General features: G+C 73.9%; 13 protein-coding genes. 10 read left to right on the forward strand and 3 right to left on the reverse strand.

The genetic code is table 11. The annotated features are described in order from the left end of the window. Positions 1-149 precede the first annotated feature (149 nt). From QUV83_RS13555 to QUV83_RS13575, 5 genes are all read left to right on the forward strand, one after another. On the forward strand, positions 150-632 hold the full coding sequence (locus tag QUV83_RS13555) for a YbjN domain-containing protein (RefSeq protein WP_289565238.1): 483 nt from the start codon (positions 150-152) through the stop codon (positions 630-632). Positions 633-794: 162 nt separating this feature from the next. Beyond that, the gene (locus tag QUV83_RS13560; protein ID WP_289565239.1) at positions 795-1,547 is read left to right on the forward strand and encodes a hypothetical protein; all 753 of its coding nucleotides are present in this window, start codon (positions 795-797) and stop codon (positions 1,545-1,547) included. Next, complete coding sequence (gene miaA, locus QUV83_RS13565) at positions 1,544-2,509, forward strand: tRNA (adenosine(37)-N6)-dimethylallyltransferase MiaA (RefSeq protein WP_289565240.1); 966 nt, start codon at positions 1,544-1,546, stop codon at positions 2,507-2,509. Before QUV83_RS13560 ends, miaA begins: the two co-directional genes overlap by 4 nt. Further along, positions 2,506-3,480, forward strand: a complete 975-nt coding sequence (gene dapF / locus QUV83_RS13570) for a diaminopimelate epimerase (RefSeq protein ID WP_289565241.1) — start codon at positions 2,506-2,508, stop codon at positions 3,478-3,480. Before miaA ends, dapF begins: the two co-directional genes overlap by 4 nt. Positions 3,481-3,494: 14 nt before the next feature. Further along, the gene (locus tag QUV83_RS13575; RefSeq protein WP_289565242.1) at positions 3,495-3,830 is read left to right on the forward strand and encodes a thioredoxin family protein; all 336 of its coding nucleotides are present in this window, start codon (positions 3,495-3,497) and stop codon (positions 3,828-3,830) included. Here QUV83_RS13575 and QUV83_RS13580 read toward each other — a convergent pair. Beyond that, positions 3,822-4,433 carry a class I SAM-dependent methyltransferase gene (locus tag QUV83_RS13580; RefSeq protein ID WP_289565243.1) on the reverse strand — a complete coding sequence of 204 codons (612 nt, stop codon included), beginning with the start codon at positions 4,431-4,433 and terminating at the stop codon, positions 3,822-3,824. The genes QUV83_RS13575 and QUV83_RS13580 overlap by 9 nt on opposite strands. A gap of 211 nt (positions 4,434-4,644) precedes the next feature. Here QUV83_RS13580 and hflX point away from each other — a divergent pair, with 211 nt between their 5' ends. From hflX to QUV83_RS13595, 3 genes are read left to right on the forward strand one after another with little or no spacing between them, the layout of a single operon-like run. After that, on the forward strand, positions 4,645-6,177 hold the full coding sequence (hflX, locus tag QUV83_RS13585) for a GTPase HflX (protein ID WP_289565325.1): 1,533 nt from the start codon (positions 4,645-4,647) through the stop codon (positions 6,175-6,177). A 30-nt stretch (positions 6,178-6,207) separates the two neighbouring features. Further along, complete coding sequence (locus tag QUV83_RS13590) at positions 6,208-8,382, forward strand: ATP-dependent DNA helicase (RefSeq protein WP_289565244.1); 2,175 nt, start codon at positions 6,208-6,210, stop codon at positions 8,380-8,382. Positions 8,383-8,441: 59 nt separating this feature from the next. Then, a complete protein-coding gene (locus QUV83_RS13595) occupies positions 8,442-9,449 on the forward strand; it encodes an L-lactate dehydrogenase (protein WP_289565245.1) in 1,008 nt (335 codons plus the stop codon). Positions 9,450-9,496: 47 nt separating this feature from the next. Here the strand turns inward: QUV83_RS13595 and QUV83_RS13600 are convergent, their stop codons facing one another. Next, the gene (locus QUV83_RS13600) at positions 9,497-9,772 is read right to left on the reverse strand and encodes a DUF7218 family protein (RefSeq protein WP_289565246.1); all 276 of its coding nucleotides are present in this window, start codon (positions 9,770-9,772) and stop codon (positions 9,497-9,499) included. 102 nt (positions 9,773-9,874) lie between these two features. Then, positions 9,875-10,582, reverse strand: coding sequence for a transcriptional repressor LexA (gene lexA, locus QUV83_RS13605; RefSeq protein ID WP_289565326.1), 708 nt, complete (start codon positions 10,580-10,582; stop codon positions 9,875-9,877). A gap of 378 nt (positions 10,583-10,960) precedes the next feature. On the opposite strand from lexA, the gene QUV83_RS13610 reads away from it, so the two are divergent. Continuing rightward, on the forward strand, positions 10,961-11,452 hold the full coding sequence (locus QUV83_RS13610; RefSeq protein WP_289565247.1) for a LysM peptidoglycan-binding domain-containing protein: 492 nt from the start codon (positions 10,961-10,963) through the stop codon (positions 11,450-11,452). A 160-nt stretch (positions 11,453-11,612) separates the two neighbouring features. Continuing rightward, positions 11,613-12,116, forward strand: a complete 504-nt coding sequence (nrdR, locus tag QUV83_RS13615) for a transcriptional regulator NrdR (protein ID WP_289565248.1) — start codon at positions 11,613-11,615, stop codon at positions 12,114-12,116. Positions 12,117-12,190: the final 74 nt, after the last annotated feature.

A 12,190-nucleotide genomic window follows, 5' to 3' on the forward strand; every position in this document is an offset into this window, starting at 1 on the left:
GGTTCCGCCAACCCCCTGCGCGCGGCGCGCGCGGGACGTAGGGCATGACCACCGGCGCCGGTTCGGGCTACCCTCGGTCGGCAGCGCGCCCCCGCGCGATTTACGAGACACGAGGTCGTTTTGTCATGGGTTTCTTCAGCAGGCCGGACGTGGATGCCACGGCATCCGGGCTCGAACCGTTGAGCCACCAGCGCATCATCGATCGGCTCGAGGCGAAGGGCTTCACCTACGGCGTCGACGACGACGGGGACATCGGCGGCCGGTGGGACGACCACGCGTTCTACTTCTTCCTGCTGGGCCGGGACTCCGAGTACCTGCAGGTGCGGGGCCGTTGGGCCCGTGACGTGGCGCCGAGCGAGATCGAGGCGCTCACCGCCGAGGTCAACGCCTGGAACCTCGACAAGCTGTGGCCCAAGGTCTACGTCCGTGCGGAGGGCGACCGCATCGGCGTCTACTCCGAGCACACCGTCGACTACGAGCACGGCGTGAGCGACAGCCAGCTCGAGCTGCACATGGCCTGCGGCATCAGCACCGCGCTGCAGTTCTTCGCGCACCTCGACTCGCTCTACCCCGAGGCGGTGGCCGAGGCCCGCAAGCAGCTCGCAGGCCAGGGCTCCGCGCCGGCTTCCTGACGTCCTCATGCGGGCCGCAGGGCTGGCCAGCGCGGCGGTTCTGTTCTCCGGGGATGTGGCTCGACTGAGGCGGTCACGGCTCGCCGCCGACCGACGTGGAGGGCGTCACCTCGCTCGGCGGGCTCGTCCTGGCCACGGGGCGGGAGCGGCTACCGTCGGAGCATGCTCGTCGCTGCCGCACTGGTCCCTGAGACCGCACTGCTCGTCCCTGGCGCCGCTGGCCGCGCTGACGTCCTGGGGAAGGTGCGGGAGGCCGCGCTGACCGCCGTCGCGCGCGTGCTCGACCAGGCGCCCGACACCGTCGTGGTGGTCGCCCCGGGCCCGATCGACCGCGTGCTCGGCGAGGGCGCACGCCCGAGCCTGGCCGCCGCGGGGATCCCCGACGACGCGCTCGGCTGGCGTCCCGCCCCGAGTGGCCCGGAGTCGGTGGCGGCCAATCCCGCCGCGAGCGTCGCGCTGCTGCTCCTGGCCGCGGCCGGGTGGCAGGGGCGCACGGTGACGGTCGAGGTGGGCGGTGCCTCGCCCGACCCCGAGCGGTTGCGCGCCCAAGGCGCCGCGCAGGCCGGGCCGGCGGAACCCGGCGCCCGGATCGGGCTCCTCGTCGCGGGGTCGCTCAGCGCGCGGCACGGGCCGGATGCGCCGTTGGCCGAGGACCCGCAGGCGGTGACCGTCGACGCGGAGCTGCTGGAGGCGATCGCCGACGCCGGGCCGCACGCCCTCGCCCGGCTAGCGGGCCTGCCCGCAGACGTGGCCCAGCGGCTGGCGATCACGCTCTGGGGCCCGATGCAGGTGCTCCTCGGCGCCGTCGGCGAGGTGCCCGGGGCCCGCGTGGCCGCCGATGTCCTCGTTGCCGACGCGCCGCTCGGCGCCCAGTACGCCGTCGCCACGTGGCTCACCGGGCAGGCCGCCCGATGACCGGCGCAGCGCTCGTCGTGGCGATCGTCGGGCCCACGGCCACGGGCAAGTCCGACCTCGGGCTGGCGCTCGCGGAGCGGCTCGACGGCGAGATCGTCAACACGGACTCGATGCAGTTCTACCGGGGCATGGACATCGGCACGGCCAAGCTCGCCCCGGCCGAGCGGCGGGGGATCCCGCATCACCAGATCGACGTGCTGGACCCGCTCGACGACGCCTCGGTGGCCGACTACCAGCGTGACGCCCGCGCGGACCTGCAGGGCATCGCGGCGCGGGGCCGTCGGGCGGTGGCTGTGGGCGGGTCCGGGCTGTACGTGCGCGCCCTGCTCGACAACATGGACTTCCCGGGCACCGACCCCCTGGTGCGCGCCCGGCTCGAGGCGCGGGTCGAGGCCGAGGGGTCGCGCGCGCTGCACGCCGAGCTGGAGCGGCTCGACCCGGGCGCCGCCGCCGGCATCGGGCCGCGCAACGCCCGCCGGGTGGTCCGCGCCCTCGAGGTCATCGAGCTCACGGGCCGGCCCTACTCGTCGAGCCTCCCGCAGCATGTGTACGAGGTCCCCGCCGTGCAGATCGGGCTGGACTGCGACCGCGCGGTCCTCGACGCCCGGATCGAGTCCCGGGTGGACCACATGTGGGAGGCCGGGCTCGTGGGCGAGGTCGAGGCGCTCGCGGCCCACGGCCTCGGACGCACCGCCGCCCGCGCCGTCGGCTACGCGCAGGTCCTCGCGCTGCTGGCCGGGGAGCTCGACGAGGTCGAGGCCCGCTCGGCCATCGCGGCGGGCACCCGGCGGCTGGCCCGCAAGCAGATGGGCTGGTTCGGCCGCGACCCCCGGGTGCACTGGCTCGACGCGCAGGACCCGGACCTGGTCGAGCGTGCCCTGGAGCTGGTCGCCGCCGCCGACGAGGGCGGGCTGGCGCCGCCCACGGTGGACCCGGCGCCGCGCCGTAGTCTGGGCTCATGACCAGTCCGGCCACCGACCTCGCCGCCACCGGCGCCGCGCACGCGACGCTCCCCGTCACCAAGGGCCACGGCACGCAGAACGACTTCGTGCTGCTCGACGACCGTGACGGGGCGATCGAGCTCACCGACTCGCTCGTGCGGGCGCTCGCGGACCGGCGGGCCGGGATCGGCGGCGACGGGGTGATCCGCCTCGTCGCGAGCGCGGCCCTGCCCGACGGCGCGGCCAGCCTCACCCAGGACCCGCGCGCGCTGTGGTTCATGGACTACCGCAACGCCGACGGCTCGATCGCGGAGATGTGCGGCAACGGGGTGCGCGTCTTCGCCGCGTACCTGGCGAGCCTGGGCCTGTGGGACCCCTCCGAGGGCGACCTGGTGATCGGGACCCGCGCCGGGGTGCGCCATGTGCGCCGTGAGCCGGCCCCCGGAGCCCCGGGCGGCGTCTGGTACGCGGTGGACATGGGCCCGTGGACGCTCCCGGGTGGCGCGGCCGCCCAGGCGGCCGGGTTCGACGCCGAGGTCGTCGTCTCCGGGCTGGAGGTCGACCGCCCGGCGCTGCGCGTCGACGTCGGCAACCCGCACACCGTCCTCGCGCTCGCGGGTGAGGGCGAGCTGGAGGCGGTCGACCTGACCCGGGCGCCGTCGGTGTCCCCGCATCCGCCGCAGGGCACCAACGTGGAGCTCGTGGTCCCGCTCGGCGAGAGCGCCGGCCCGGACGGCACGCCCGTCGGGCGGGTGCGCATGCGCGTCCACGAGCGCGGCGTGGGGGAGACCCGCTCCTGCGGCACCGGGGCGTGCGCGGCGGCGCTGGCCGTGCGCACCTGGGCCGGCTCTGGGGCCCCGGACGTGTGGCTCGTCGACGTGCCGGGCGGCACGGTGCGGGTGCGCCTGCTCGACGGCGGGCACGTGGAGCTGGCGGGGCCGGCGGTGCTCGTCGCCCACGCCGACGTCGACCTGGCGGCGCTGGGCCTATGACGGCCGCGGGGCGGATGACCGCGCTGACGAGCGCGGAGCTCGGCCGGCCCCTCGGGCGGCGCGCGACGTTCGTGCAGATCTCCAGCGCGTTCTGCCTGCCGTGCCGGGCGACCCGCAGGGTGCTCGAGATTGTCGCCGGCGAGCAGGACGGCGTCGCCCACATCGAGCTGGACGTCGCCGACCACCTGGCCCTGGGCGAGCGGCTCGACGTGCGCTCCACCCCGACGGTCCTCGTGCTGGACGCCGACGGGGTCGAGCGGGTGCGCGCGACGGGGGCCCCGACGCTCGCGCAGGCGCGCGCGGCCTTGGCCCGCGTGATCGGCAGCCTGGAGCGCCCGAGCTCAGCGTGAGGTGACGCGCAGCACCCGGAAGCCCTTGGCGCTCGCCACCCGCTCGACGTCGGCGGCGTCCCCGAGCTGCTCCGCGAGCCAGCGGTGCAGCGAGTCGGCCCCGAGGTTCTTGCCGACCACCAAATGCGCCTGGGCGCCGGGCGCCAGCCGTGGCATCCAGCGGAGCAGCAGCGCGTGCAGCGCGTCCTTGCCGACCCGGATCGGCGGGTTCGACCAGATCGCCGCGAAGGCCACGTCGTCGGGCACCTCGTCGGGGAGGACGGCGCGGACGTTCCCCAGCCCGAGCCGCTCCGCGTTGCGTCGCACCAGGTCCAGTGCCCGCTCGTTGACGTCCACAGCCCACACCTGGGCCTCGGGCGACTCCAGGGCCAGCGACAGCGCCACCGGGCCCCACCCCGACCCCAGGTCGAGCAGGTCGCCCGTGGCGGGGGCGGCGGGCACGGTGCGCAGCAGCACCTCGGTGCCGAGGTCGACGTGGTCGGGGGAGAAGACGCCACCAGCGGTCTCCACCTCGACGTCGCGGCCGGCCAGGTGGACGGCGAGGGTGCGGCGCTCCTCGGACGAGGCCGGCTGGGCGGTGAAGTAGTGGTCGTTCGCTGTCACCACCCGACCCTATCGGGGCGTGCTGGGCGCCGATGCGCGCAGATCGTCCGCCCATGGCCTTAGCCCGCAGCGAATAGCGTCGCGATCCCTCCCCGCGGCGTGTCACCCTGGACATGTCGCCGGATGAGCCGGCGGAGCGTCGGTCTCGCGGGGCTTCCCGCACCGACGCGGGCACGACGAGAGGCCACGTGTGAACGACCCGCAGCACCCCATGACGCGCCAGGACGAGAACAACGAGGTGGTCCTGCCACGCAGCGCGCAAGAGGTGGCGGACGACGTCGTGGCCCGAGTCCTCGCCCGCGCCGGCACCGCCCGCCAGGACGGCGGCACCGTCCACTCGGCATATGACGGCGACCAGCTCGAGCTCGAGGAGCGCTCCTCGCTGCGCCGGGTCGCCGGGCTGTCCACCGAGCTCGAGGACGTCACCGAGGTCGAGTACCGGCAGTTGCGCCTGGAGCGCGTGGTGCTCGTCGGCATCTGGGGCGCGCCGTCCTCCGAGGAGGGCGCCACCACCGCCGAGGAGGCTGAGATCTCGCTGCGCGAGCTCGCGGCGCTCGCGGAGACCGCCGGGTCGGAGGTGCTCGACGGGCTCCTGCAGCGGCGCCGCAACCCGGATCCGGGCACGTTCCTCGGCTCGGGCAAGGCCGCCGAGCTCGCCACGATCGTCGCGGCCAGCGGGGCCGACACAGTCATCGTCGACGCGGAGCTCGCCCCGTCGCAGCGCAGGGCGCTCGAGGACGTGGTCCGCGTCAAGGTGATCGACAGGACCGCGCTGATCCTCGACATCTTCGCCCAGCACGCCAAGTCCCGTGAGGGCAAGGCGCAGGTTGAGCTCGCGCAGCTCGAGTACCTGCTGCCGCGCCTGCGCGGGTGGGGCGAGTCCATGTCCCGCCAGGCCGGTGGCCAGGTCGGCGGGGCGGGCGCGGGGATGGGGTCGCGTGGCCCCGGTGAGACGAAGATCGAGCTCGACCGGCGTCGCATCCGCGACCGCATGGCCAAGCTGCGCCGCGAGATCGCGGCCATGGAGCCCGCGCGCGCCACGAAGCGCGCCAACCGCAAGCGCCACGCGATCCCCTCGGTGGCCATCGCGGGGTACACCAACGCGGGCAAGTCCTCGCTGCTCAACCGCCTGACGGGCGCGGGGGTGCTCGTGGAGAACGCGCTGTTCGCGACCCTGGACCCGACCGTCCGCCGTGCGGAGGCCGCCGACGGGCGCGTCTTCACCCTGACCGACACCGTCGGCTTCGTGCGCTCGCTGCCGCACCAGCTCGTCGAGGCGTTCCGCTCCAGCCTCGAGGAGGTCGCCGACGCCGACTTGGTGCTGCACGTGGTCGACGCCTCCCACCCCGACCCCGAGGGGCAGATCGCGGCCGTCCGCCACGTCTTCGCGGACATCCCCGGCGCCATGGACGTGCCCGAGATCATCGTGCTGAACAAGGCCGACCTGGCCCAGCCGGACGTCGTCGCGCGCCTGCGCTCCCGCGAGCCGGGCGCCATCGTGGTCTCGGCGCACACCGGCGAGGGCATCGACGAGCTGCAGGAGCTCATCGCCGACCAGCTCCCGCGACCGGGCGTGACCGTCGACGTGGTGATCCCCTACGACCGGGGCGACCTGGTCAACCGGGTGCACCTGCACGGCGAGATCGACTCGGAGGAGCACACCCCGGCGGGGACGGCGCTGCGCGGACGCGTCGACGAGTCGCTGGCCGCCGAGCTCACCGCCGCGGCGGTGCGCGCGGGCTGAGGCGTCAGACCCGGCGACTAGGCTGTGGCGGTGCCTTTGCCTGCCGCTGTGTCTGTGGACGAGCTCCTGGACCTCGCGGTCGGGGCGCTCGGCGGTTCCCCGCGCGAGGGCCAGCAGGAGATGGCGCGCGCCGTCGCGACCACCATCGAGGCCGGAGAGCACCTGCTGGTGCAGGCCGGGACCGGCACCGGGAAGTCCCTCGGCTACCTGGTCCCCGCGGTGCGGCACGCGGTGCTGGAGGACGAGCGCGTCATCGTGTCCACAGCGACGTTGGCACTGCAGCGCCAGGTGATCACCCGCGACCTGCCCTTGGTGGCCGACGCGCTGGCGCCGAGGCTTCCGCGCCCGCCCCGTATCGCGCTGCTCAAGGGCTGGCACAACTACGTGTGCGTGCACAAGGTCGCCGGGGGCTACCCGGCCGACGAGCCGGGGATGACGTTGTTCGACCTGGGCGACCACGCCGGCGCCGCAGACCACCCCGCGCCGGAGTCCGGGGAGGGTCGCCCTCGTGGCGGCCGGCCCGCCGGGGAGGACCTCGGCGCGCAAGTGGTGCGGCTGCGCGAGTGGGCCGAGGAGACGGAGACGGGCGACCGCGACGACCTGGTGCCCGGCGTCAGCGAGCGGGCCTGGCGCCAGGTGTCCGTGACGTCGCTCGAGTGCCTGGGCGGCAAGTGCCCGATGCTCTCGGAGTGCTTCCCCGAGCGCGCCCGGGGACTGGCCCGCGAGGCCGACGTGGTGGTGACCAACCACGCGATGCTCGGGATCGCGGCCTCCGGCTCGCCGAACGTGCTCCCTGAGCACGAGGTGCTGATCGTCGACGAGGCCCATGAGCTCACCGACCGGGTCACCGCCCAAGCCACCGGCGAGCTGTCGGTGGGGACCATCGAGCACGCCGGACGCCTCGCGCGCCGGCACGGCGGCCTGTCCACCGCCGACCTGGACGCGGCGAGCCTCGCACTGGGCGCCGTGCTCATGGAGCTCCCCGAGGGACGATTCCCCGACGGGCTGCCCCCGGCCGCTCTCGACGCCGTGGGCGCTGTGCGGGACGCGGCCCGCACCCTGCTGTCCCACCTGAAGCCCGAGGGGGCGCCCGCGCAGGCGGTGGGCCGCTCCGCCGGCGGGTCGCCCGACGGCGGCATGAAGATGGCCGTGTCCGCCATGCTCACGCTCTTCGAGACCGCCGAGCGGATGGCCGGCGACGCCGAGGAGAACCGCCACACGGTGCTCTGGTGCTCGCGCGGCGACGGGACGGGGCGCGGCGGCACGATGACCCGGCTGCACGCGGCGCCGCTGGCGGTCAACGGGCTCATCCGCACGAACCTCTTCTCAGGCCGCTCAGCTGTGCTGACCTCCGCGACACTGGCGCTAGGCGGCTCGTTCACCTCGGTGGCCCGATCCGTCGGCCTCGAGACGCAGACGGGGGCCGAGCCGACCGGGCCCGAGCGCCTGACCAGCACCGCGGCGACTCCGCGCACCGGCGCCGCGAAGTCCAAGGACCCCGCCGCCCCCGCCTGGCACGGGCTGGACGTCGGCAGCCCGTTCGACTATGCCCGCCAGGGCATCCTCTACATCGCCCGACGCCTGCCGCCCCCGGGCCGCGAGCCCGCCACCGACGCCCAGCTCGACGAGATCGCCGAGCTCATCACCGCCGCCGGGGGCCGCACCCTGGGCCTGTTCTCCTCCCGGCGCGCGGCCGACGCCGTCGCCCAGGCGATGCGGGAGCGGCTCGACGTGCCCGTGCTCGCGCAGGGCGACGACCAGCTCCCCACGCTCGTGCGGCAGTTCGCCGCCGACGATCGGACCTGCCTGTTCGGCACGCTGTCGCTGTGGCAGGGGGTCGACGTGCCCGGTCCCGCCTGCCAGCTCGTGCTCATCGACCGCATCCCGTTCCCGCGGCCCGACGACCCGGTGCGCTCCGCGCGGTCCGATGCCGTCGCGGCCGCCGGCGGCAACGGCTTCATGTCCGTCTCCGCGACCCACGCAGCGCTGCTGCTGGCCCAGGGCGCCGGGCGCCTCATCCGCTCCACGTCGGATCGCGGCGTTGTGGCGATGCTGGACCCACGGCTCGCCACCGCGCGGTATGGCGAGTTCCTGGCCCGCTCGCTGCCCGGCTTCTGGCGCACCACCGACCGGGAGGTCGCGCTCGCAGCCCTGCGGCGTCTCGACGCAGCGGCTCCCACCACCAATTCCGCCAGCACGAACTAGCCTGTGAGAGGCGCGGAAGCGCCGAACGGGCGACACGGCCCCACTGGCGAGGAGGACGCGTGAGCGCGGAACACGAGAGCGACGACCTCGGATTTCCCGACACCGCCGCAGGCCCGCAGCGCCGCACGAGCAAGCTCGCGGTTGTCGGGGCGGGCTCGGTCGGCGCGACGATGGCCTACGCGGCGCTGATGCGCGGCGCGGCGCGGAACGTCGTGCTGTACGACATCAACAAGGCGAAGGTCGAGGCCGAGGCGCTCGACCTGGGCCACGGCATCCAGTTCATGCCGATGGCCGAGGTGGTCGGCTCCGACGACATCGCGGTCTGCGCGGACGCCGACATCGTCATGGTGACGGCAGGCGCCAAGCAGGAGCCCGGGCAGTCCCGCATCGACCTCGCCGGCGCGACGATCTCGCTCGTCCGCAAGATCCTGCCGGGCCTCGTGGACGTGGCGCCCAACGCGATCTACGTGATGGTCACCAACCCGGTGGACATCGTGACCTACGCGGCGCTGAAGGTCTCCGGCCTGCCGCCGAACCAGCTCTTCGGCTCCGGCACGGTGCTCGACTCCTCCCGCCTGCGCTACCTCATCGCCCAGCACACCGGGGTGGCTGTGCAGAACGTCCACGCCTACATCGCGGGCGAGCACGGCGACACCGAGCTCCCGCTGTGGAGCTCGGCGACGATCGGCGCCGTCCCCCTGGTCGACTGGCCCGGGATCGGCGACCGCGGCCCGCTGACCGAGGAGGTGCGCGAGCGCATCGCCCGTGAGGTCGTCGAGTCCGCCTACCGCATCATCGAGGGCAAGGGAGCCACGAACTACGCCGTCGCCCTCGCCGGATCGCGCATCATCGAGGCGGTCCTCAAGGACGAGCAGCGGATCCTGCCCGTGTCCTCGCTGTTGGAGGACTATCACGGCATCTCCGACGTCTGCCTGTCGGTGCCCACGCTGGTGGGCGGCCAGGGGGTCGGTGAGCGGCTCGAGGTGCCGATGTCGGCGGACGAGCTAGCAGGCCTGCGCCGCTCGGCCGAGGCTCTCAAGGTCGTCGCGCGCCGCTTCGGCCTCTAGCCGCCCGCTGCGCCATGTCGCTCGGCGCCCGCGGTGACGCGCTCCGCTCAGTGGGAGCGGAGCGCGTCGACCAACTCGTCCTTGCGCATCGTCGAGCGGCCCGCGATGCCCAACTCGGCCGCCCGCCTGCGGAGGTCGTCGACGGTCCAGTCGTCGTACGACCCGGACTCCCCGCCCTTGCGGCCGACCTCGCCGCGTGAGCTGTCAGCCGCAGCGTTGGCGATGCGCGCCGACTTCTCCTTGCTGTTCCCCTCGTCGCGGAGCCGCTCGTAGAGCTCCTTGTCCTTGACGCCGGGACCGGGATCCCGCAGCCGACCGGGCATCTCGCCCACTTCCTCTCACTGTGCCGTAGTGCTGCGAGCCAGCACGCGCTGCTAGCCGCGTGGCCAGCGTCGCCGATGCGCCCCGGCGCCGCACCTCGAGGATCAGAGGCTGCGCAACACGCTCACAACGCGTCCGAGCACCTGGGCCTGGTCGCCGAGGATCGGCGCGTACGCGTCGTTGTGGGGCAGCAGCCACACGTGGCCGTCCGCCCGCTTGAAGGTCTTCACGGTGGCCTCGCCGTCGATCATGGCGGCCACGATCTGCCCGTTCTCAGCGACGGGCTGGCGCCGCACGACGACCCAGTCGCCATCACAGATCGCCGCGTCGATCATCGAGTCGCCCGCGACCTTGAGCAGGAAGAGCTCCCCGTCGCCCACGAGCTGGCGGGGGAGGGGGAACACGTCCTCGACGACCTGCTCGGCGAGGATCGGCCCGCCTGCGGCGATCCGGCCGACGAGTGGCACGTAGGTGGGAACCGGGGCCTCATCAGACCCCAGAGGGCCCACGGAGCCGACGGAGCCGCCGGCCGACGGCGCGGCCCAGCGCTGGACGCCGCGTGAGTCATCCCGCTGCACGACCTCGATGGCGCGCGGGCGGTTCGGGTCGCGGCGCAGGTAGCCCTTGCGCTCGAGCGAGGTGAGCTGGTGCTTGACGCTCGACGGGCTGGTCAGCCCGACCGCGTCGCCGATCTCGCGCATGCTCGGCGGGTAGCCGCGTGACTCCACCGCGGCGCGGACGGTCTCCAGCACGAGCCGCTGCCGAGGCGTGAGCTCGTCGGACGCGGCGTCGACGTCAGCCTTCCCGACCACGGCGAGCGCGACATCGCCGTCCTGCCGCGCTGAGCGCAGCGCAGTGTCGCCAGCCCCGTCCCTGGCAGACCCGCTGTCGCGGGACGCGCCGTTCGCCGCCCTGCGGCCCCGTGCGGGGTCGTCCTCGACCGTCCTGCCGTCGCTGCCCACCGTTGGCCTCCTGAGGTGTGTCGTCGCGCTCCCGCGACGCCGTCCGTTGGGCCGAACGGGGTCCCGTGTCAGCGCCTCGTGATGGTCTGTCGCCTGCTGCGCCAGCCTAGGGGAGCGGGGCCGTTCGATCAAACATTTGTTCGAGCGAGTCTCGACAGTCGGGGCGGCGAGGTGGTAGACATCGTACAAGCGTTCGACGAACAGGTGTTCGACAGAGAGGAGGCGACCATGAGCACGATCGCGATCGGCCCAGTCGCGAACCATGGCGGAGCCGTGGTCATCCCCTTCCCCGCGAGGCGCCCGCAGGCGTCGGCCCGCTTGGCGGCACAGCGCCCGCAGGCTGAGGCCTCACAGCGGCGCCCCGCCGCCGTGGCGCGGCCGCAGCAGGCTGTCGCGCACGGAATGCGGGGCGCTGAGCACTCGGCCGCACCGCTGCGGCTGACCGCCCGTGGCCGTCGCGTGGTCGCGCTGCTCTCCCTCATGCTCGTCACCGCGTTCGCCCTGATCGGGACGAAGGCCGTGGCAGGCGGGCCGCAGCGCGCGCTGGAGGTCGAGACGTACACGGTGGCCGCCGGCGACACGCTGTGGGCGTTGGCGACGGAGCTGGCTGCTCCGGGCGAGGACGTCCGCGACGTGATCTTGGAGTTGGTCGAGCTCAATGGCGGCGGCGGAGCCGGGCTCACGGCGGGTCAGCGGATCCTCCTGCCGGTCGAGCGCTGACGCGCCTCACAGCCACCTGCCTTGCAGGTCGAGGACCAGACGTCATAGGTTCTTTGCTGGCGTCTGTCAATGGCGCCGTGATGCCGTGCTCCAGCGCGGCACGTCGTCAAACCGGTCCTCTGCCGCCACGCGCGGCAGGCGAGCTGGTGAGGAGCCTCCTGTGCACTGCCCGTTCTGTCGGCACGCGGACTCGCGCGTGGTCGACTCGCGCACCTCAGACGACGGCGCCTCCATCCGTCGTCGCCGTCAGTGCCCCGAGTGCAACCGCAGGTTCTCCACGGTCGAGACGGCGAGCCTCTCGGTCGTTAAGCGTTCAGGCGTCACCGAGCCGTTCAGCCGCGAGAAGGTCGTCAACGGCGTCCGCAAGGCATGTCAGGGCCGCCCGGTCAGCGATGACGACCTCGCCCTGCTCGCCCAGCGCGTCGAGGAGACGATCCGCGCGAGCGGCACCGCCGAGCTCGACGCCTATGAGATCGGCCTGACCATCCTTGGCCCGCTGCGCGAGCTCGACGAGGTCGCCTACCTGCGGTTCGCCAGCGTCTACCAGGCGTTCAACTCCCTCGAGGACTTCGAGGCCGCCATCACGGTGCTGCGCGCCGAGCGCGATGTCGCGAACGACGAGGCGCAGGCCCCCGGTGACGAGGCCCGCTCGGAGCAGGGCTGAGCACGGAGTAGGGCCCGACTGGCGCAGCACAGCACAAAGGCCCGACCGCGTCTGCAAGACGCGATCGGGCCTTT

It is taken from the genome of Cellulomonas cellasea, from assembly GCF_030372105.1.
Taxonomy (GTDB): domain Bacteria; phylum Actinomycetota; class Actinomycetes; order Actinomycetales; family Cellulomonadaceae; genus Cellulomonas_A; species Cellulomonas_A cellasea_A.